At 32.9% G+C, this 21229-nt stretch carries 20 protein-coding genes and 2 tRNA genes; 6 read left to right on the top strand and 16 right to left on the bottom strand.

Annotated features, from left to right (window positions below; all coding sequences use genetic code 11):
- Window positions 1-14 precede the first annotated feature (14 nt).
- From FDY99_RS08255 to FDY99_RS08225, 7 genes are all read right to left on the bottom strand, one after another.
- Window positions 15-86 (bottom strand) — tRNA-Glu (locus tag FDY99_RS08255).
- Window positions 87-96: 10 nt separating this feature from the next.
- Window positions 97-351, bottom strand: a complete 255-nt coding sequence (gene rpsT, locus FDY99_RS08250; protein WP_048501176.1) for a 30S ribosomal protein S20 — start codon at window positions 349-351, stop codon at window positions 97-99.
- Between the two features lie 77 nt (window positions 352-428).
- Window positions 429-749, bottom strand: coding sequence for a hypothetical protein (locus tag FDY99_RS08245; protein WP_074230932.1), 321 nt, complete (start codon window positions 747-749; stop codon window positions 429-431).
- Window positions 750-951: 202 nt separating this feature from the next.
- The gene (locus FDY99_RS08240; protein ID WP_139420611.1) at window positions 952-3075 is read right to left on the bottom strand and encodes a cation:proton antiporter; all 2124 of its coding nucleotides are present in this window, start codon (window positions 3073-3075) and stop codon (window positions 952-954) included.
- 6 nt (window positions 3076-3081) lie between these two features.
- Window positions 3082-3645 (bottom strand): hypothetical protein, encoded by a 564-nt coding sequence (locus FDY99_RS08235; RefSeq protein ID WP_139420609.1) that lies wholly within the window; start codon window positions 3643-3645, stop codon window positions 3082-3084.
- Window positions 3646-3821: 176 nt separating this feature from the next.
- A tRNA-Glu gene (locus tag FDY99_RS08230) sits at window positions 3822-3896 on the bottom strand.
- A gap of 55 nt (window positions 3897-3951) precedes the next feature.
- Window positions 3952-5244, bottom strand: a complete 1293-nt coding sequence (locus FDY99_RS08225) for an N-acetylmuramoyl-L-alanine amidase family protein (RefSeq protein ID WP_139423783.1) — start codon at window positions 5242-5244, stop codon at window positions 3952-3954.
- A gap of 52 nt (window positions 5245-5296) precedes the next feature.
- Between FDY99_RS08225 and FDY99_RS08220 the strand changes: the two genes are divergently transcribed.
- The 3 genes from FDY99_RS08220 to FDY99_RS08210 all read left to right on the top strand — a co-directional run bounded on the left by FDY99_RS08220 (window position 5297) and on the right by FDY99_RS08210 (window position 8822).
- Entirely contained in the window at window positions 5297-7885 is a 2589-nt protein-coding gene (locus FDY99_RS08220; protein WP_139420607.1) for a putative LPS assembly protein LptD, read from the top strand.
- 104 nt (window positions 7886-7989) lie between these two features.
- Window positions 7990-8370: a RidA family protein gene (locus FDY99_RS08215; protein WP_074230937.1), complete on the top strand. Its 381-nt coding sequence runs from the start codon at window positions 7990-7992 to the stop codon at window positions 8368-8370.
- Complete coding sequence (locus FDY99_RS08210; protein ID WP_102978826.1) at window positions 8370-8822, top strand: hypothetical protein; 453 nt, start codon at window positions 8370-8372, stop codon at window positions 8820-8822. The genes FDY99_RS08215 and FDY99_RS08210 overlap by 1 nt, the downstream gene beginning before the upstream one ends.
- A 68-nt stretch (window positions 8823-8890) precedes the next feature.
- Here FDY99_RS08210 and FDY99_RS08205 read toward each other — a convergent pair whose 3' ends face one another.
- A complete protein-coding gene (locus FDY99_RS08205; protein WP_074230939.1) occupies window positions 8891-10420 on the bottom strand; it encodes a trypsin-like peptidase domain-containing protein in 1530 nt (509 codons plus the stop codon).
- 317 nt (window positions 10421-10737) lie between these two features.
- Between FDY99_RS08205 and trhO the strand changes: the two genes are divergently transcribed.
- Together trhO and FDY99_RS08195 are read left to right on the top strand one after the other, a co-directional pair.
- Complete coding sequence (trhO, locus tag FDY99_RS08200; protein WP_139420604.1) at window positions 10738-12093, top strand: oxygen-dependent tRNA uridine(34) hydroxylase TrhO; 1356 nt, start codon at window positions 10738-10740, stop codon at window positions 12091-12093.
- Between the two features lie 196 nt (window positions 12094-12289).
- On the top strand, window positions 12290-12865 hold the full coding sequence (locus FDY99_RS08195) for a 5-formyltetrahydrofolate cyclo-ligase (protein WP_139420602.1): 576 nt from the start codon (window positions 12290-12292) through the stop codon (window positions 12863-12865).
- Here the strand turns inward: FDY99_RS08195 and FDY99_RS08190 are convergent.
- A complete protein-coding gene (locus FDY99_RS08190) occupies window positions 12814-13395 on the bottom strand; it encodes a hypothetical protein (protein ID WP_139420600.1) in 582 nt (193 codons plus the stop codon). The two genes, FDY99_RS08195 and FDY99_RS08190, sit on opposite strands and share 52 nt — an antisense overlap.
- Window positions 13379-14545 (bottom strand): hypothetical protein, encoded by a 1167-nt coding sequence (locus tag FDY99_RS08185; protein ID WP_139420598.1) that lies wholly within the window; start codon window positions 14543-14545, stop codon window positions 13379-13381. The genes FDY99_RS08190 and FDY99_RS08185 overlap by 17 nt, the downstream gene beginning before the upstream one ends.
- A 184-nt stretch (window positions 14546-14729) precedes the next feature.
- On the opposite strand from FDY99_RS08185, the gene FDY99_RS08180 reads away from it, so the two are divergent.
- Window positions 14730-14987, top strand: a complete 258-nt coding sequence (locus FDY99_RS08180) for a hypothetical protein (protein WP_115948798.1) — start codon at window positions 14730-14732, stop codon at window positions 14985-14987.
- Window positions 14988-15063: 76 nt separating this feature from the next.
- Here the strand turns inward: FDY99_RS08180 and FDY99_RS08175 are convergent, their stop codons facing one another.
- From FDY99_RS08175 to pncB, 6 genes are all read right to left on the bottom strand, one after another.
- Window positions 15064-15831, bottom strand: coding sequence for an RNA methyltransferase (locus FDY99_RS08175; protein ID WP_139423782.1), 768 nt, complete (start codon window positions 15829-15831; stop codon window positions 15064-15066).
- Between the two features lie 192 nt (window positions 15832-16023).
- Window positions 16024-17514 carry a DNA recombination protein RmuC gene (rmuC, locus tag FDY99_RS08170; protein ID WP_139420596.1) on the bottom strand — a complete coding sequence of 497 codons (1491 nt, stop codon included), beginning with the start codon at window positions 17512-17514 and terminating at the stop codon, window positions 16024-16026.
- Window positions 17515-17765: 251 nt separating this feature from the next.
- The gene (locus FDY99_RS08165; RefSeq protein WP_139420594.1) at window positions 17766-18644 is read right to left on the bottom strand and encodes an alpha/beta hydrolase family protein; all 879 of its coding nucleotides are present in this window, start codon (window positions 18642-18644) and stop codon (window positions 17766-17768) included.
- Window positions 18645-18710: 66 nt separating this feature from the next.
- Window positions 18711-19451 (bottom strand): hypothetical protein, encoded by a 741-nt coding sequence (locus FDY99_RS08160; protein WP_139420592.1) that lies wholly within the window; start codon window positions 19449-19451, stop codon window positions 18711-18713.
- Between the two features lie 10 nt (window positions 19452-19461).
- A complete protein-coding gene (locus FDY99_RS08155) occupies window positions 19462-19971 on the bottom strand; it encodes a YciI family protein (RefSeq protein ID WP_228448756.1) in 510 nt (169 codons plus the stop codon).
- Between the two features lie 12 nt (window positions 19972-19983).
- On the bottom strand, window positions 19984-21162 hold the full coding sequence (gene pncB / locus FDY99_RS08150) for a nicotinate phosphoribosyltransferase (RefSeq protein WP_139420590.1): 1179 nt from the start codon (window positions 21160-21162) through the stop codon (window positions 19984-19986).
- Window positions 21163-21229 lie beyond the last annotated feature (67 nt).

Genomic DNA, 21229 nt, shown 5'->3' with positions numbered 1-21229 from the left:
GTAATTAAGTTTAGTAGCCCGTAGGGGAATCGAACCCCTCTTACCAGAATGAAAATCTGAGGTCCTAACCGATAGACGAACGGGCCAACTATATAATTACGCTAATTTATTAACGTGCTTAGTCAATTTACTTTTCAAGTTAGCTGCCTTATTCTTGTGAATAATGTTTTTCTTAGCTAATTTGTCTAACAAAGCGATAACTTTTGGCAATTGCTCAGTAGCTGCTGCTTTATTTTCTTCGTTTCTTAAAACTTTTAGAGCTGTTCTAGCAGTCTTGTGATAGTATCTGTTACGAACTTTTCTAACTTCGTTTTGTCTTATTCTTTTAAGTGCTGATTTATGATTAGCCATATCGTTTAAATGTGAGTGCAAATTTACAGACTTTTTTGTTACCCACCAAATTTATTTTTAATTATTTTAAAATATTTTTAGTTTTCTTCTGAAAGGTACTTTTTAAGCTTGTCTAAGGCCTGTTGTACTTTAATATTTTCAGTTTCTTTTCCTAATTTATTGATGATGTTTTCCAACATAATCATTGCATTATTCCATTCTCCGGTAGAGTTGGAAAAAGTAAGTCCGTCGATGGTTACTTCAAAAATACTTTTTTCTCCGCTCTTGTAGAGTTTGAAACTAATTTTATCATCCTTGCCTGTAATCCCTTCCGTACTAGTTTTTAAATCATACCCTTTCGGGTTAGAGCGAATCTTATTAAAAAGCTGTTGCGCTTCTTGAATTTTTAAATTCGGCATGATGTAAAATTTGGTAGTCTTGTGAGGCCTGTGTTTATTTACTCATTAAGAGTAAAGTTTACCAGTTTTTATCCTGTCGACTGATTTCTCAGTCTCTAAACTTTTGCAAAAGTAATGTTTTTCGCATTTTAAACAAAATCAAATTTAATTTTGAATGAAAATTTACTGATGTTTAGTTTTACGTACTTGTTTTTCAGCATGTTTATCTGAAAACTTTATTTACAATATTTCCTATTTCCATAAAATCACTGTGATTTCCTACGGATCTTTTTTCAAAATTGGTATTTTCAAATTCCGAAAAAGGGAAGATAAGTAGATAATTTTTATCACTCAAATATTTGTTGAGAAGCTCGGGAATCAATCGCATTTGTGGAATGTAAGACTTCATTCCTCTTTTTGCCATAAATATAATAAGAGCTTCATTATCTTTAAGTTGGGTTGCTGTTTGCTCACCGTCTTTCCAAGTGTTCATAATGATGAATTCGGCTTCAATATTGGCTTTTTTAATAATTCTTTGCAAAATATTCAAAATCTCTTCTGAAGCATAAAATGTCACCGTTGCTCCAGAATTTCTAGCAATATTCCAAACTCTCAACAAAGCATGGAAAAATCCGGCTTCTTTATGAGCATTTTCTGGAATCATCACCGCATGGTTTGTTATGGTAGCCAAAGGCTGAATTGCATGATAAACCAAGACATTCAAATCATCACGCTGTAAATAACCATTGTAAAGATTATCGGTGAAGGAAGTCGAAAAACCTTTGCTGTCTTCTAATCCGATAATAAGATCGGTGATGTTTTGCTCTTTAATTACGTTGTTTACACCGTTGATAACATCATTATCATATCTTTTTAGAGGCTGTATTTTCACATCTGCCGCTGCTGCCATATCGGTTGCCTGATGTAAAAGTTTCTCTGCATTTTTTACAGAAGACTCATTTTTATCTTCATTAATTACATTTAAAGCAAATAAATTTTCTGTATTCGAATGAGCTTTAATTAAAATTCCAAGATTCACCATTCTTTCAACAGTCGATTCGTGATTTAATGCTAAAAGAATATTTTCCTGTTCGTGACTGTTTCCGGAAACGGTTTCCTCATTATCCTGTTCTGCAATCTTCTGAGCACTCGACATAGAGATGAATGATGAAATGGTACACGAAATAAGAATCAATAAAATACTTCCGTTAAGAACATGTTCGTTTAATAATCTAATCGGTTCTCCGGTTTCTGTTTCCGAAATTATAATATTATAACCCACCATCACAGAAGCTAAAGTTGCTGCTGCAGAAGCAGAACTTAAACCGAAAATAAGTTTGCCTTCATCTTTTGAAAGTTTAAATGTTTTTTGTGTAGCAACAGCAGAAAGATACTTTCCTCCAATGGATGCCACAAGCATAATCGCTGCAACTTCCAAAGTTTTCCAACTTTCAAAAAAAACTTTAAAATCAATCAGCATTCCCACACTGATCAGGAAAAAAGGGATGAAAATGGCATTCCCGACAAATTCTACCCGGTTCATCAACGAAGAAGTATGTGGAATCAATCTGTTTAAAGCAAGTCCGGCAAAGAAGGCTCCGATAATAGCTTCAACTCCAGCTAATTCAGCTAACAAAGCAGCCAGATAAATCATCACCAATACAAAAATATATTGTGAAATCTTATCATTTACTTTTTTGAAAAACCACCTTCCGATCATTGGGAAAATCACCAAGACCACCAATGCAAAAACCACAAAGGAAACCGAAAGTTTTACCCAAAATTCTGTTCCTACATCACCTTGAGACATCCCGACAATAATGGCAAGAACCAATAGTGCCAAAACATCTGTAATCATCGTTCCTCCAACAGTTATATTCACTGCAGGATTTTTTGCAATTCCTAATTTACTTATTAAAGGATAAGCAATTAAAGTATGAGACGAAAATAAGCTGGCAAAAAGAATAGAGGTTAATACCGAAAATTTCAAAATATAATATCCTCCCAAATATCCCAAAACAAACGGAACGATAAATGTAAACAACCCGAAAGTGAGACTTTTCCATTTATTTTTCTTAAAATCTCCCATATCGATTTCAAGACCGGCAAGAAACATAATATAGAGCAGTCCGGTTGTTCCGGTCACTACAATGCTGCTGTCTCTCGCTAAAACATTAAATCCGTTCGGACCGATTACTGCACCTGCAATAATTAACCCCAACAAATGAGGAACTTTAATTTTATTGAGTAAAAGCGGTGCCGCAAGAATGATGATGAGCACCAAAAGAAACTTCAATACCGGATCTTCAATGGGAAGACTGAGGTTGTGTATACTTAATAGAGTCATCTGTGTTTATTTTGTTGAACGTATTAATTCTACAGAGAATTTTGCCACACAATTGTCAACTGCAACGGTTCTTGTTCCTCTGATTTTGTTTGATGAAATCTCATTCAGTAAGACATTCATATTTACCTGTTTTTTTGCAGTAGAATCTGTTTTAAAATTAAGCTTGATTTCGTTATTCTCAAATTTTCCTGAATATAATCTTACCAGATTATTGTTATTGATGATTTTGGTAAATAACTGTATGGAATCGCTGTCGAATTCCCAGGTGTCGGTACGCTGATCTCCTACAACATAATCTCCGCAGTTAGATTCTGTACAGATTACTTTTCCTGTCCAAGCTCCGGAAATTTCATCAGACCATTTGGTGATTCTTGTTGAATCTGAATTTTTATGATTAAAAATACTGTCTCTCATTTTTAACAGAGATTGGTATTCGGCTTCTTTTTGTGCAAATAATTTTTCTTTATTCAGTAATTCCTTTTCTCTCAGAGCTAAATCGTTTGCTTTGTCTTTATTGTCGCAACTGAAAAATAGAAATAAGAAGGAAATTAAGAGTATTGAATTTTTCATAAAAATAAGTTGTAGCCTAAATATACAAAAAAATTACAGATAGATTCGGGCTTTAGTTCTGGAAACTATGGATTCAAAAGATAAAAATTAATACAGAAGATCTCCTCTGAGTTTTTATACTTTGAAAAGTTTTAGAAAAACGCATAAAAAAAAGCCCTCTGAAATAGAGAGCTTTTTGGTAGTCTATAGGAGAATCGAACTCCTGTTGCAAGGATGAAAACCTTGAGTCCTGACCACTAGACGAATAGACCAAATTTTGAGGTTGCAAAAGTATAAATAAACTTTTAAACTTCAAAATTATAGAGTTTATTTAAAATTCTTCTGAATAACGGTATTTTTTATTCCTTTGGCTTCCAGTTCTTTTTGAAGTTTAACTGCGTCTTCCAGGGTGTAAACTTTTCCGTAAGTGTAGTAGAACATTCCGTTAGATTTGTTTCTTTCTACATCTTTTAAGGTTTGAAGGATGAAAGAATTTGAGCTTAATTTATCTTTTCCTACATACACTTCAATATTATAATAACCGATGCTCAGTTTTTGGTTTGGCATAAATCCTACCGCATAAGAATTTCTGAATCCGGCATCTTTAGCTGTTTTAAGATTAATGTCTTTTACAGATGCCATATTGGTTACACCATAATAGTATTTATACAATCCGTTTTCTTTGATAGGAAGAATGTAATTCAATCCTTTTAATTCCGGATCTCCATCGTTGTATTTTACAGGCATTGTCATCAGTAAAATTCTGAAGTCATTTTTCAATGCAACTTCTGCCGGTTTTTCTGGCTCCGGTTTTTTGGTAATGACTTGCGCTCCTGTTTTTCTGTCAACTGCTTTTTTATAGTCAATAATTGCTTTATAAATATTTTCTGCTGTTTCCTGCTGTCCTTTTTCAGAATTTAAGAATGCGGCATCTTCATAATTATTTACAAATCCTGTTTCAATAAGAATAGAAGGCATCGCACTTCTTCTTAAGATGTGTAGGTTTTCCTGTTTTACACCACGCGAAAAACGGCCGCTTTTTTCAAAGTTTCCTTCTACGAAGCTTCCTACAATTAAGCTGTTTTCAAGATATTTACTTTGCTGTAATTTTAAGGCAATTAAAGATTCGGGTGAAGATGCATCATAAGAGGCAAAAGTCTCTTTATCTTTTTCATCAAGGTAAATTACGCTGTTTTCTTGCTTCGCTACTTCAAGATTTTCTCTGTTTTGAGCAGGACCCTGTACGAAAGTTTCGGTTCCTCTTGCTGTCGCAGAACGACTTGGCGAAGAATTAACGTGTACAGAAATAAATAAATCTGCCCTGCTTCGGTTGGCGGTATTGGTTCTGTCTGTTAAAGAAGGATACTCGTCTATTTTTCGGGTGTAAATAACTTTAAATTCTTTGTTTTTCTCAAGCATTGCTCCTAATTTCAGAACAATTGCTAACGTAACATGCTTCTCCTGAACAAGACCCAGATCTGGATAATTTCTGTTAGCTCCGTTATCGCTTCCTCCGTGTCCTGCATCCAAAACTACAGTGAATTTTTTTTGAGCAAAAGTAAAAGAGGTAAAGAATATCAGTAGAAATGCTAAAATTGTTTTAAAATTTAGTTGGTACATCATACAGTTATAAAAATTATATTAATTTTGAGCCAAATTATATAGAACAAAATTGGACAAAACCGTCTTCAAAAATATATTACAATTTTTAATTATCCTAATTTTTAACAGTTTTTTAGCACAGGAAGGTCCTAAAAAAGTAGTTAAAGCTACGATAATTAACGATACTATTTCCAAAAAGGATACCATTGCTGCACCAAAAGAATCTCTAGACGCTGTGGTAGATTATAAAGCCGATGATATTCGTAGAGATGTTCCGAAAAAAATGATTTATCTGAATAAAAATGCTCAGGTAAAATATCAGGATATGCAGATCGATGCAGATTATATCTCAATTGATGAAGAAAAAAACTTAATTTTTGCCCGTGGAAAGCTGGACTCTTTAGGGAAAGTATTTGAGCTTGCCCAGGTAAATCAGGCAGGGAAAAAATATGAAGTAGAAAGCTTTAATTATAATACGAAAACCAGAGAAGCTATTGCCTATAACGCAAGAACAGAGGAAAGTGAAGGTTTAATTGTTGCGGATAAAACTAAAAAGTACAACGATTCTGTTTTTGTAATGCGACATGCAGAATTTACGACCGATAGTTATTACATCGATAAAAAAGATACAAGACCCGATTATCACCTTTTGGCATCTTATATCAAAATGCAGAAAGGAAAAGAAAGCTCAACCTTAATTGTAGGTCCCGCACAAATGTACATCGAAGATGTTCCTACGCCTTTGATTTTGCCGTTTGCTATTTTACCGTTTTCAAGTAAAAGAGCTGCAGGTATTCTTATTCCAAGTTTTGGTGAAAGAGAAGATGTTGGTTTTTTCCTAAATGGAATAGGGTATTATCAGCCGATTGGTGAACATTTCGATTTAAAAGTTCTTGCAGATATTTATACAAAAGGAAGCTGGACGGTAAGACCTGAAATGAATTATCTTAAAAAATATAGATATTCAGGGAATTTCTCGGCAGATATCGGAAGTACGGTTCGTGGAATTAAAGGTCTTGATAATTACAGCAAAACTGGAACATATAGAATTGCTTGGAGGCATACTCAAGATACAAAAGCAAATCCTTTCCTTACATTTTCTGCGTCTGTGGATATGACGAGTACTGCTTTCTATAATAATACCGTAAACAATGCCTTTATTATGGATCAAAGTGTTTTGAGAACGCAGCAAAACTCAACACTTTCCCTGACTAAAAGGTTTTTGAAACTTCCTGCAACGATTACGAGTACGGCTTCTTACTCTCAGAACTTTGCAGAAAAAACGGCGAGTTTGCGTTTGCCTCAAATGAACGTAGCAATCAATCAGTTTTATTTATTTAAATCGAAAACTGGTGTGAGATCAGGTTTGCTGGAAAATATTACAGTTAATACAGGTTTAAATCTAACGAATTCTGTCAATACATCGGATGGTGAAATGTTTACAGATGCAATGTGGGACAAACTTCAAACAGGTTTGAAAAATAATATTGCTTTAGGAACAAATACTACTTTTGCTAAATTTTTTACTTTTAGTTTAGGGGCTACAATTGATAATGCTCTTACCACGAAGACGCTTACAAAATATTACGACCCAATTCAGAATATTGAAGTTGATCAATTTAATAATAAAATTGCGGGATATAGCATTTTTTCTACAACAGCAAGTGTGCAGACTCAATTATACGGTCAGGCAAACTTCAAAAAAGGATCCACGATACAGGCAATAAGACACATGATGACGCCGAGTATTGGGTTCACCTATTCTCCGGATTTTGGTGGGGAACAATTTGGATACTTTAAGAATTTCTATAATGCAAATGGAGCCTTAACACCGTATTCAATTTTTGATAGAGGAGTTGTAGGAACACCTACAACAGGGATGACGGGAGCTTTAAACTATAACATCGGGAACAATATCGAAATGAAGGTAAGGTCTAAGAGTGATTCTACTGGAGTGAAAAAAATGAAGATTTTTGAATCTTTAAATGTAAGCGGGAATTATAATTTTGCTGCAAAAAGTCATCCGTGGTCAATTATCTCTGTGAACGGACAATCTTCTTTCTTTGATAATAAGCTAAGCGTAAATACAAGTTTAACGATTGAACCATATAAGATTCTATTTGCTCCGGGATCAGATACAGGAATCAGAACAGAAGATTTTGGATCTTTTAGCGTGCAGGGTTTCAATGTACAGCTTTCTTATCCTTTAAGCAACGAATTGTTTGGTGAGAAAAAAGATTACGCCAAAACTTATTCGCAAAAAGGGGAAATCAGAAATGAAAATTATTTCTTTGACGATGATAATTATGCCCATTTTGATCAGGCATGGACGTTAAATTTGAATGCCAATTACCAATATTCAAGAAACTTATCGAGAACAGCAACTAAAATGGCGTCCATTGGTTTAGATGGAAGCTTAAAGCTTACTCCTTACTGGAACATTAATGGTAGTACGCATTATGATATGGTGACCAAAGAATTGGCGTATACAAGAATTGGTTTCTCAAGAGATCAGCGTAGTTTTACGATAAATTTTAACTGGGTTCCTTTTGGACAGTATAAAGTTTATGATTTCTTTATCGGTATTAAAGCAAATATATTGAGCGATGCATTGAAGTATAAAGACAGAAGTTTTACTCAGCCTAATGCACCTTTCTAAAGTCATACTGATTTTACAATATAAATTTTATCTTTGCACCCAAAATAAACTATATTCAAGTCGTAAATGATTTGGTATGATTTTTAAAGTAAATAAATCTATATATGAAAACAATCATCAACACAGTTAATGCTCCTGCAGCTATTGGTCCTTATTCTCAGGCAAATCTTGCCAACGGAGTTTTGTATATCTCTGGTCAGATTCCTGTAGATCCTGCAACGGGTAAACTGGTAGAAGGAATTGAAAAGGAAACACATCAGGTAATGAAAAACCTTGAAGCGATTCTTACAGAAGCAGGAATGACGTTTAAAAATGTGGTTAAAGCAACAATCTTCCTTAAAAGTATGGATGATTTTGCGGTGATGAATGATATTTATGCATCATATCTTGATGCTGAAAGCTTTCCGGCTCGTGAAACTGTACAGGTTTCTTGTTTGCCAAAGAATGTTGATATCGAAATTTCTATGATTGCACATCAGGATTAATGAATTTTTTAAGAAATACATTTGCAGTTTTGGTAGGTCTTGTGATTGCAGGGCTTATTATCACTCTTGGTATAAGGGCTTTTCCAAAGTGGGTTACCTTTGATGCATTTGCTCCGTTTGAGCATTGGCAGAGATTTTTAGAAAGCATGAAAAATAATGATGCCTTCTTCGGCTTTTTGCTTTTTATTTCAGGATTAGGAACTACCGTGGGAGGAGTTGTTACGGCAATGATTGTAAAATATGCAAAAGTAGCTTATGCAATTCTTATTGGTTTCATCATGCTTTTTATAGCAATGCTTGATGTAATCATTCTTCCTTATCATCCTACATTTTATAAAATTTCTATTTTTCTTGTCTTTTTTCCATTTGCTTGGATGGGAGGTAAGATCGTAGAGATAATTTATGAAAGAAATAAGAAGAAAAGAATTGCTGAAAAAATGAATAAAAAGTAATCTTTTAAAACATAAAAAACGCTGCAGACCTTAAGATCTGCAGCGTTTTTGTTTATTATTTGTTTCTACTAAGGCATTTTAAATCCTCTTTGATAGCCTCTTCCGTAATCATCCATGTATTTTATCTGGCCTGTTCCGGTGAATTTATTTAATAAGTTTTCTACATCTTTCTGAGAATTTACAGGCTTCCCGTTAATTTCAGTAATGATATAACCGTCTACTATACCCGCCTTAGCGATTTCGCTTCCTTCCACTACATTTTTAGCAACAACTCCGTTGCTTAGTCCATAGTAAGCTTTCGTTCTGTCATCCAGACTTTGGAAATCTGCACCAATTTTTTCAGTGACGCTCAGATCAGCTTTCGTTCTTGCAGAAGTTCCGCCTTTTTGATCTTTTAAAGTAACTGTAGAGGTAGTCTCTTTTCCGTTTCTTGAGTAAGTTACCTGTACTTTATCACCTGGTCTTTTGCTTCCGATGGCAACAGAGAGATCTGCAAAATCTGTAATGTTGGCTCCGTCAATTTTGGTAATGATGTCTCCAACTTTCATTCCCGCTTCTTGCGCACCACTATTATCAGGAAGTCCTGTAATATAAACTCCAGAACCTGGTTTTATATTCGTTTTCTTTTCTTGATTGTAGTAAGCAACTTGTTGGTCATTCGATAAATCTAAAGAGTTTACACCTAAGAAACCTCTCTGTACAATACCGAATTTCTTAATGTCCTCGATTATTTTTCTTGCTAAATTCGCAGGAACAGCAAAGCCGTAGCCTTGATAATATCCGTTTGTAGATGAAATCGCTGAGTTAATTCCAATCAAATCTCCATTTACATTTACCAATGCTCCTCCTGAGTTTCCAGGATTAATGGCAGCATCGGTTTGTATAAAGCTTTCAATTGGGTTAGTTGCTTTTCCTTGTCCGCCCAAAATTCCTATTCCTCTTCCTTTTGCAGAAATAATTCCCGCTGTAACCGTAGAGTTTAATCCAAGAGGATTACCCACTGCTAAAACCCATTGTCCAACTTCAACGTTGTCAGAATTGGCAAAGTTTAAGAATGGCAATCCTTTTTCTTCGATTTTCAGTAATGAAATGTCAGTGTTTGGATCAGTTCCTACCAAAGTTGCGATATAAGATTTTTTATTGCTTAAAACAACTTCAAGCTTATTTGCTCCTGCTACAACGTGGTTGTTTGAAATAATATATCCATCCGGAGAAATAATTACTCCAGATCCTAAACCTGAAGGCATATTTTCTGGCGCTTGCTGTTGCTGTCTCTGTCTTTGTTGGCCTTTTCCTCCAAAAGGATCGCCGAAAAAGAAATCAAACAAATCCTGCTCAGACGCTCTGCTTGATGCCCTATTCTGATAATTTTTAATAGTTACAACAGCCGGAACTGTCATTTTAGATGCTTTTACAAAATCGTCACCTACAGTTGCAGTATTCATTCCCACAAACGAAGCATTGGTAGATTTTGTAAAATAAGATTGGTCACCGTTGTTAGAATCGTGACTTAGATATTGTTGCACGCCAACGGTAGTAGCTCCTGAGAGAACCCCTACAACGGCAAATGGTAAAAGTTTTTTAAAAGTACTCTTCATTGTATGTCTTCTTTGTTTGATTGTTATTTTATCTTACACAAATTTAATGCTAAATATGTATGTAAATAATCTTAAGTGTTTCATTTTTAACTAAAATTTAACGAGAATTATACCATTTTATAGTTTATGTAATAATTATCGTATGAGTTTAACACTGCTTAAAAAATTATTAAAGACAAAATGTCATCTATTAGATTGTAAAATCAGTCAAAAAGTTAAATTGTAACTTATAAGAAGGTGCTTTATGTCATATCAACCACATTTGAAAAATTAACTATCTTTGCAAAAATAATTTTCTCACTTAAACCGTTTATAGCATGCAACTGTATAACACCTTAAGCGCAGAAGAAAGAGCTCAACTTATTGATGAAGCTGGTAAGCAACGCCTTACTTTGTCTTTCTATGCGTATGCCAAAATTGAAAATCCCAAAAAATTTCGCGACGATTTATTTATAGCCTGGAACGCACTCGATGCATTAGGTCGTATCTATGTTGCCCATGAAGGAATTAATGCTCAAATGAGTATTCCTGCAGATCATTTGGAAGATTTTCGAAATACGTTGGAAGTCTATGATTTTATGCAAGGAATTCGTCTTAATGTTGCAGTAGAACAAGACAATCATTCTTTCTTGAAATTAACGATTAAGGTAAGACATAAAATTGTTGCCGATGGTTTGAATGATGATACTTTTGATGTGACCAATAAAGGAATTCACTTAAAAGCACAGGAGTTTAATAACTTATTGGAAGATCCCAATACAATTGTAGTAGATTTTAGAAATCATTACGAAAGTGAAGTAGGACATTTTGAAGGTGCTATCACTCCAGATGTGGAAAACTTCAGAGAGAGTTTGCCGATTATCAACGAGCAGCTTCAGGATTTTAAAGATGATAAAAATCTTTTGATGTATTGTACGGGCGGAATCCGTTGTGAAAAAGCAAGTGCTTATTTCAAACATCAAGGTTTTAAAAATGTTTTTCAATTGGAAGGCGGCATTATTGAATATACCCGTCAAATCAAAGAAGAAAATATTGAAAGTAAATTTATTGGTAAAAACTTTGTGTTTGATCACCGATTAGGAGAAAGAATTACCGACGATATTATTTCTCAGTGTCACCAATGCGGAAAACCGTGTGATAATCACACTAACTGTGCTAATGATGCTTGTCATTTGTTGTTTATTCAGTGTGATGACTGTAAAACGGCGATGGAAAACTGTTGTTCTACAGAATGTTTAGAAATAACACACTTGCCGGTCGAAGAACAAGTTGCTTTAAGAAAAGGATTGCAGGTTGGTAATAAAGTTTTCAGAAAAGGAAAGTCTGATGCTTTGACCTTTAAAAAGTCAGGAGATTTACCAAATAAACCTTTAGCAAAAGTTGATTCTAAAAATATTCGCCAGAAAATTGCAGTCAAAAAAACATTGATTGGAAAAGCTGAACATTACTATACAAAATCAAAAATTGCACAATTTTTAATTGAAAATAATGAAGTTTCAGTTGGAGATAAAGTTTTAATCTCTGGCCCAACAACAGGAGAACAGGAAATTACAATTACTGAAATATTTGTTAATGGAAGTTCTTGCGAAACAGCAAAAGCAGGTGACCAAATTACTTTTGAACTTCCGTTCAGAGTTCGTTTGTCAGATAAAATATATAAAATTTTAGGATAGTCGATCCTCAGATTTATGATGATGTAAAGGTTGCGCTCCTCCGGAGCGCAACCTTTTTTTTATTGAATTAAATATTATTAGAAAACTCCGTAGGCCTTTTATCTGTGTAGAAACATAATGTAACAAAACTTTGCGCTCCGTAGGAGCGCTATCTCTAAAATGGTTTTGTATAATGCTATTTTTTATAAATTTGAAAATGAAAAAATCAGAACTCAGAAAAATATATCTTGAAAAAAGAAATAATCTGTCAAAAGATGAAATTTCTCTTTTTTCTAAAAGAATTTTTCAAAATTTCATCGATTATTTTAAACCTGTTTCTGATCAAAAAATCCATATTTTCATTCCGATTGAAAAGTTTAAAGAAATTAATACCCAGATTTTTATTGATTACTTTTTAAGCCGAAATATCAAAGTTTTTGTTCCTAAAATCGTTGATGCAAAATTGATTTCTGTTGAAATTTTCTCTGACACTCAATTTGAAACCAATAATTGGGGAATTTCTGAACCTGTTTCAAACGAAGATTCAGAAGTTTTAGATTTCGATTTTGTGATTACTCCTTTGCTTTATTGTGATTTTAAAGGAAACAGGGTAGGGTATGGAAAGGGATTTTATGATCAATTCTTTGAAAATATTTCAAAAGATTCAAAAAAAATCGGAGTTAATTATTTTAACCCCGATGATATGATTGATGATGTCTGGGAAAATGATATTCCCCTAGATTATCTGGTTACGCCTACTGAAGTGCTGTCTTTTTCCAGCAAGTCTGAATAGAATTTAATAAAATAAAATTTAAATTCTTTATTTTTTTCTGTGGCTTTAGAAACAAGGGTGTATTGTGCACTTCTTTCAAAATTTCCTATTGATTTATTTTTGTCGCCAATATATTCCACATTAAATTTTGCGAAATCTAAAGTGTCTTTATCGTTTATTTTTTTGAAAACATTAATGTGGCTTACTTTCACCTTTTTCACCTTCAAACTTTCAAGTTCTTTAAATAGTCCTTGGAAAGTTGTAGAATCTGATTTCTGAAAATACTTCTCAATTTTTGAATAAATAGCAGTATCTATTTCAGTCTTTTTATTTCCGGAAAGATAAAGAGTAGACAGATCAAGCACGTCTTGTACTTTTTGTAAAGTAATAGAGTTAATGGCTTGTGTACTGTCCATTTGTACATTGATATTGTTTGTGTTTCTTAGCTTTTCAAGATCACTTATGTTGTTGTTTTCTTCTTTTTTTGTACAGGCAATCATGATGACGCCAAGAAGTATCGTCAAAAACAAAAAGTTATTTATTGTTTTCATGGTTTGAGATTTTAAATTTGATAGATACTATTTTTCCTTTATCTTTTTTCATTTCAATAACGTTCAGGTTTTTTAATGAAGTGGTAGGTGTAGTCACCAAAGTGATATAATCCTGCTTGTCTAGAGTTTCAAGACCGTAGATATCACTGTCATAAACCTGCGTTATGGTAGCTGTGTTGCTGATGAGGTTTTCCAGCTGTTTTCTTTTCTGTTTGATGAGCTGTTCAGAATTTTCTCCGTTAATATCTTTTATAGAGAAATAATAGAGCGCCATCTTATAGTCATCGGGTTTCAGCTCTATCGTTTCTTCTTCAGGTGCATTCTCAAGATTTCTGTTGACTTCAAGATCTTCATAAACCGTCGAACTGATTTGCATTTTCAAAGTTTTATCCTTTGTTGGATAGATGAAACATTCTCCTGGTTTAATTCTGTATAAAATAGGAGATTCGTTTTCTTTAATAACTTTAATTTCAATATCACGCTGAACATTTAGATTTCTGTCGGCATCCGTAAAACAATACTTATAAGTTTTTTGAAAAATTTCATCCTTAAAACCTAAAAGTCCCAATAAAATAACAAAAACTGATGCCGCAGCAATCCATGCAGTTCTTTGGTAGTTCTTTTTCGGTGGTTTTATTTCTGATATTTTAGAAGATTCTAAAATAGTTTGTTTTTTTTCAATTATTTGATTTTCAGTATTCTTTTCTTGTAAAACGGTGTTTTCTTCGTTATTAAATACTGTTTTTTTAGGCTCTTCTTCGGTTTTAGGTAAATTTAATGCACTTGAAACTGTTTTTTCTAATTCTTTCAGTTCATCATCACTCAAATCTTTCTCATCACTTAATAATTCTCCTGCGAAAAGATGGTTCTTTTTAAAATCATACCATGAGTCGTAACCCGCATAGATACTCAATAAATTAAGCATATCAATACGAGGTAATTTTGAAACCGGAGAAGATTTAAAATAGGTGTAAAAAGATTTTTCACTGATGTTTCCTTTGGCCTTTTTCCTAAGGTCTTCCTGAAAATATATAATATCAATCCCCTTCCACTTAGATATTTCATCATAAGAAGGGGTGTATTCTTTCAAATATTGAGCTTGAACGTCCTTTTTGAGCTGCTCAAAATGTAAGAGGTCTAAATCTGTCACTTTATAAAAAAGTAGTTAAATTATTGATTATCAGTATTTGTTATTTGTAAAACTATTTTACAAAGTTATTACAATTATTTTTCATAAACAAATTTCATATCTGCTATACCTTTGTCTTGTTCAAATAACCGAACAGAGAAAAAGATTTAAAAAACAATATTAACAAAATTAAATTTAATTTATTATGAAAAAGTCATTATTCGTAGCTGCTATCGCTGCAATCTCTTTAGTTGCTTGTAAAAAAGGTGAAGCTACAACTTCTACTGATTCAATCGAAGCTAACAAAGATTCAGTAGTTACTGCTATCGATTCTACTAAAGATGCTGCTGTTGATTCTATCAAAACTAATGCAGAAGTTGCTACTGATTCTATCAAAGCTGACGCTAAAGTTGCTACTGAAGCAGTTAAAGGTGAAGCTAAGAAAGAAGAAGCTAAACACTAATCAGCTCCGACTTAAAATAAAAGAACCGTTTCGCTCAGCGAGACGGTTTTTTTAGGTCTTACTATTAAAAAAACAACTAAGACTTTTTCTGTCTTAAAGCTTCATAACATGTAATCGCTACAGCATTACTCAAATTTAAAGAGTCAATACTTCCGGTCATCGGTATTAATGTATTTTGACCTTTACCATACCAGAAATCACTCAACCCTGAATGCTCTGTACCAAATAAGACCGCCGAACGTTTTGTGAAATCTCTTTCAAACATATCTTTGGAAGTCTCATCCATAATGGTTGTATATATGTTGAAGTTGTTTTTCTTTAAAAATTCATAGACTTCGTTATTGTCTGCCTGAAAAACTTCCATTCCAAAAAGGCATCCAACACTAGATCGAATTACATTAGGATTATAAAAATCTGTTTTTCCATCGGCAACAATTAAAGCATCAATTCCGAAAGCTTCGCAGCTTCTTAAGATTGCACCTAAGTTTCCTGGTTTTTCAACACCTTCTACGATGATTACCGTTGAATTTTCTTTTGGTTGAAAGTTGTTTAAATGAGATTCTTTGGTTTTATAAACTCCAATAATTCCTTCTGAAGTCCCTCGATAAGCAATTTTTTCATAGACTTTATCACTCACTAAATGAATTTTCTTTTTAGGAGTATTTCCTTTGAAAATGTTTTCACAGATATAGAATTCTACAGCTTCAAAATTGTATTTCTGAGCTCTTTCGTTTTCCTGTTGTCCTTCTACTACAAAAACTTCCGATTTTTTACGAAAACGGTTGTCTGTAAGAAGTTTGGTAATGTGTTTTATCTTTTCGTTTTGAAAACTCTCGATGATCATAAATGGGGAATGATTGATAATTGATGCAAAAATAAGATTTACATCAGACTTATCAATCATTCATTGGCGGAAGATTAGTTATATAATTTAGTGTATTTGATTAAAAATCAATTCTCAATTGTAAATTTTGCTTTACAAAAGAGTTTAAAATTGACAAACGAAGTGAATTGACTATTCACTATTCACGTTTATTTATTCATCACTTATATTTCCGATCAAGCTTTGTGGAAGCTCTTTTTTATTTTTAATTCCTAAAGATTTTAGTTTCTGAGTCTGGACAATTAAGTTGTCATTTCCTGTATATAGTTGCTTGTAAGCATCATTGTAAACATTTTTTGCTAAGTCTAAATTTTTTCCAACCTTTTCAAGGTTTTCTACAAAACCTGCGAATTTGTCGTATAATTTAGCACCACGCTCAGCAATTTCCATAGAATTTCTGTTCTGATATTCTCTTTTCCAAAGATCAGCAATGAGTTTTAATGAAGTAATCAGGTTGCTCGGATTTAAAAGTAAAATTCTTTTCTCATAAGCAAAATTCCAAAGATTTTGATCAGCTTGCATTGCAGCAATATAAGCCGGTTCGCTCGGAATAAACATCATGACAAAGTCTAAAGATTTTCCGTAATCGTCATACGCTTTTTGACTCAATTGGCTGATGTGAGTTTTAATAGAAGATAAATGTTGGTTGACTTTAATTTGATAAATGTCTGAATCTGTTTCGTCTACCAATTCTGTAAAGGCGGTCAAAGAAACTTTAGAATCGATGATCACATTTCTTTCGTCGGGATATTTTACAACCGCATCAGGGCGCATTTTTTTACCCGAAAACTCTGAAAACAAAGCTTTATTATCTTCATCTTTCAGTTCGTGCTCCAGGAAATATTCTCTTCCTTTTACCAATCCTGATTTTTCTAAAATACTTTCCAGAATCATTTCGCCCCAATTTCCCTGAGTTTTGCTTTCACCTTTCAGAGCTTTGGTCAGTTTTTTAGCATCTTCCGAAATTTGTTGGTTGAGCAAAGCCAATTCTTTCACTTTTTCAGCCAGAGAAAAACGTTCTTTATTTTCCTTTTCATAAGCTTCGTTGACCTTGTTTTTTAAATCGTTGATTTTCTCCTGAAAAGGTTCAAGGATATTTTTAAGATTATTTTGATTGACAGTTGTGAATTTTTCTGTTTTTTCTTCTAGAATTTTGTTCGCCAAATTTTCAAATTGCAGTTTTCCTTCTTCCTGAATTTTTTTAATCTCTTCTTTCTGAGTTTCTAAAGATTTTTGTAGACCTTCATTTTGAGCAGATAATTCTGAATTTTTAGCATACAAATGTTGTTTTTCATTCAAAATCAACTCAATTTGAGCGTTTTGTTTTTGATTTAAAAATTTTTGTTCATCAAATTGTGTTTGGAGAAAAGTGTTTTCTGCTGAAATTTTGGAGAACTCATTTTTAAGATCATTCAATAAATCAGATTGTTGAAGATTTAAATCTTTTTCATTTTTGATAATTTGATCTAAATCCTGAATTTTCAGATTCAAATTTTCTAAATCAGCTTTAGTTTTAATATGTAAATAATTCAATTCATCATAAGAACTTCTTGAAACCATAGACGATTTCAAAACAAAATAAATCAAAATAGCGCCGATAATTCCTCCGGCAAAACATCCAATGATGAGATAAGTGATTTCCATTTTTCAAAATTACAAAAACAAAAAAAGATTTTCTTTATGGGAAACCTCAATGTTTTATCTAGCTCGGAAAATAATTTTGTTTAATTTTTAAGACTTCTTCTATGATTTTCATTTGGATTAGTTAACTTAAAAAAGATAAGGGAAATAGACTTGGATATTGTTCAATGTTTTTTAATTTGTAAGATGGAAGTTGTATGGTTGAGCTGAATTTATCCATTCCAGTTTTGAGTAATGCTTTTTTCGTTTCAATCTTATTTTTTCTCGTTATTTATTATTTCAATAAACTTTTTCATTGCTGGTTCTAAACTTGTGAAATGATCTCCATCAACATAAATAAGTTTTAATTTTGAATTACGTGATATAGCGTTAAGTTCATCTTTTAGATCATATAATCCCTCATCTTCTTTCCCGACAAGAGCATAATGATTAATCTGCATCGAAGGAATGTTTTCTACTAAAACACGCATTTTACCTTCTAATGGATTTTTATTATCAAAAGGAATTATGTCTTCCCAACCATAAAAATCTTGTGTATATAAACCGCCGCTACTTCCGCTTTTTGCAATTGGAACATTGTTTTCTAAAGACAGCAATGAAGATATTCCTCCGCCAATACTGTGTCCAAATACATATATTTTAGTACTGTCTGCAAATGGTTGTTTTGCTATCCATTTTATTGCTTCCTTTGCATCATCAACTTCTCCTTGAAATAATTCAAAGTTTCCACCATTTCCATTTTCACCTCTATAACTTGGAGCAAATACGATGTAACCTTGCTTTGTGAAAACTTGACAGTCTAATAAATCTTGTTCTCCCAATGCAAAACCTCCGTGTAAATAGACAAGGATAGGTTTTCGCTTCGTTGAATCTAGATTTTTTTTGACAATTAATGCTTTCAAATTAATTCCATTTGAAAGATATTCTACTTTTAATAGATCTTTTGTGCTTACTAAGTCTTCGTATTCTTGAGGTGCTTTTTCTTTTTTAATTAATTTTGAATGAAAATGCTGCTTTTCATTCAAATATGTGCTATCGCTTTTTTGTGATTTTGTTTCACATGAAAATAATAAAGTGGTAAGGATGCATAAAATGAAATGTATTTGAACTTTTGTGTTATATTTTTTTTTCATTATTAGAGAATTATAATTGCTATTGTCTGCGAGGTTAGATTAGAAATAACTCAAAGATTTACGAGATTATATTTTCAATTGTTTTTTGTAAAATGTAAATTTTATTTTGTTGTCTTTTACATCTAAAATACCACTTTTAGGATGTTGAAAATAAAGTTTTTGATGGTTTTCCGATTCTTTTACAATATGTGGGGAATCATTTAAAATTAATCCATCCAATGTTTGTATTGTTTTGAATTTATTGTTCTCAACTTTTGAAATAGTTATTAAGTCGTTTTTGTAGTTTTTTATGATTGAATATAAATTATCCTTATATACAAAGCTTGTTAAAATAGATACACCTGTAGAATCTGCAATTGTCTTTATTCCTAAATTGCTTTGAGTTTCATATTCTCTTGTTATAATTTCAGGATGAAAAGGTGGTAATTTTAAAGTCAATTCCATTTTCTCAGGATTTATGATTTCCAAGATAGAGGATCTTTCATACAAGTGAGTAGATACGTTTGAAATGTAATATTTATCACCAATTTTATTTACTGAAACTGCGCAGGTGGATTGTGCATAACGAATTTCTCCATTGTTTTTATTTTTAAAATAAATTGTTCCACCCCATTCTCCGGAACAGCTATTCCAGACTTCATATTTTTCATCTTGGAAAAGTAAGCCGTAAGGTTTCCTGTTTGTTATTTGTTTTAATTCTTGTACAATATTTTTATCAACAGTATCTGTGGTGAATTCAAAAACTTTGGGTTCTTTATTGCAATTAATCAGCATCAATAGAAATAATAAGATGCAATATAGTTTCATCGAAAAAGATTTAAGGATTTTCTTTCGAAATTTCATCATGATGTTTCAAGTACAAAGGCAAAGCTGCGGAACCGTACCAAGGAAATATTTCATAACTGAAAATTCCGGCCGCAACGGCGGGATCAGTTTTTACCCAAGATTCGGCTTCTTCTTTTGACTTGGTGTTGAAGATAAACATTCCGCGGTAGTTTTCTTTATTCTTTTCTAAGAACGGTCCGGCTACAATAATTTTTCCTTCATCGGCTAATTTTCCGATGTTGGTCATGTGGCCTTTCATTAATTCTGCTTTTTTCTCTTTATCATCAATTTTTGCTGAGCCGGTTGTCAACATTACGATGGTGTAAGCTTTCATCCCATATTTATCTGCTCCTAAAGAATCTGCCAGTTTTTGGTTGAAACCTATTTTTGAAACACCAGAAGTTCCGTCTTTTCCGGGTTTACCATCTTGAGCTTTGGTTTGAATAGAGCAGGAGATTAAAGTGAATATAATTCCGCTAAGTAGAAATAAATTTTTCATCATACTTAAATGTTTTTAATCTTTAATCCTCAAAAACTCTTTTGCAAGTTCAATCATTTTTGGATCACCAGTGTATTTTCCATGTTCATCAGAAAGTTTTACGGTAGGAATCCATTCGTTGTTGAGAGATTGTACGCCGATAAGTTTCATCACGATGTTCATTGGTTTTAAACCGACATCATTCGTAAGATTGGTTCCAATCCCAAAAGAAACTCCGATTTTTCCTTTACAGTAATTGGTGATTTCTTCTACTTTTTCAAGATTTAAAGCATCAGAAAAAATAATATATTTAAATAAAGGATTAATCCCATGTCGTTTGTAGTGAGCAATGGTTTTGTCGGCAAATTCTAACGGATCACCACTGTCGTGACGAACTCCGTCGAAAAGTTTTGCGAATTTTTTATCAAATTGCTGGAAGAAAACATCAGTGGTATAAGTGTCTGAAAGAGCGACTCCCAAATCTCCACGATAAACATCAACCCAATGTTCAAGGGCTAATTCGTTGGCCATTTTAAATCCAAACTCGGCTCCGTGAAACATAAACCATTCGTGAGCATGAGTTCCAATTGGTTTTACACCGTATTTCATTGCGAAATGTACGTTGGAGCTTCCTATAAATGTAGAGTCCTTTTTCTGGGTTAAAGCTTCCATTACCAAATTTTGTACTTTATAAGAATGTCTTCTTCTTGTACCAAATTCTGCAAAGTTAACTCCCAACTTGTTTAGTGAATCTGCTTTTTCCAGCGTTTTTGCCATTACGGTTTCGTTAGAATCTCTTTCCATATGATTCATTTCGTAATGCAATTCACTAATCAAAGCCAATAAAGGAACTTCCCAAAGAATGGTTCGGTACCAAAGTCCTTCAACAGTAACCGATAGATCATTTTCTGTTTGTACAATTTTTACTTCAGATGGATCGTAATGATAGCCTTCTAGAAAATCAAGATAAGGTAAGTTTAAATAAGGACAGGTTTTAGCTAAAAACTTTTTCTCATCTTTAGTCAGTTTCAGCTCTGCCATTTTGTTGACAGTTTCTCTTAAAGCATGATCAAAACCTTCAGGAAAATGATGTTTTCCACGATTGATAAATTCGTATTTTACAGTTTGACTTGGGAAAAGTTTTACCACCGCATTTTGCATGGTAATTTTATAGAAATCGTTGTCTAGAATGGAGTTAAACGTCATATGTTGCATATTGTGTAATTTTAACACAAATTTAGTTTATTTAAAATAAAAATCGTCTAAATGTAAGACGATTTTT

Origin of the sequence: Chryseobacterium mulctrae, from assembly GCF_006175945.1 — a bacterium.
Classification (GTDB): Bacteria; Bacteroidota; Bacteroidia; order Flavobacteriales; family Weeksellaceae; genus Chryseobacterium; species Chryseobacterium mulctrae.
The sequence above is the reverse complement of the archived record's forward strand: the minus strand, read 5'-3'. Positions and strand labels throughout refer to the sequence as shown.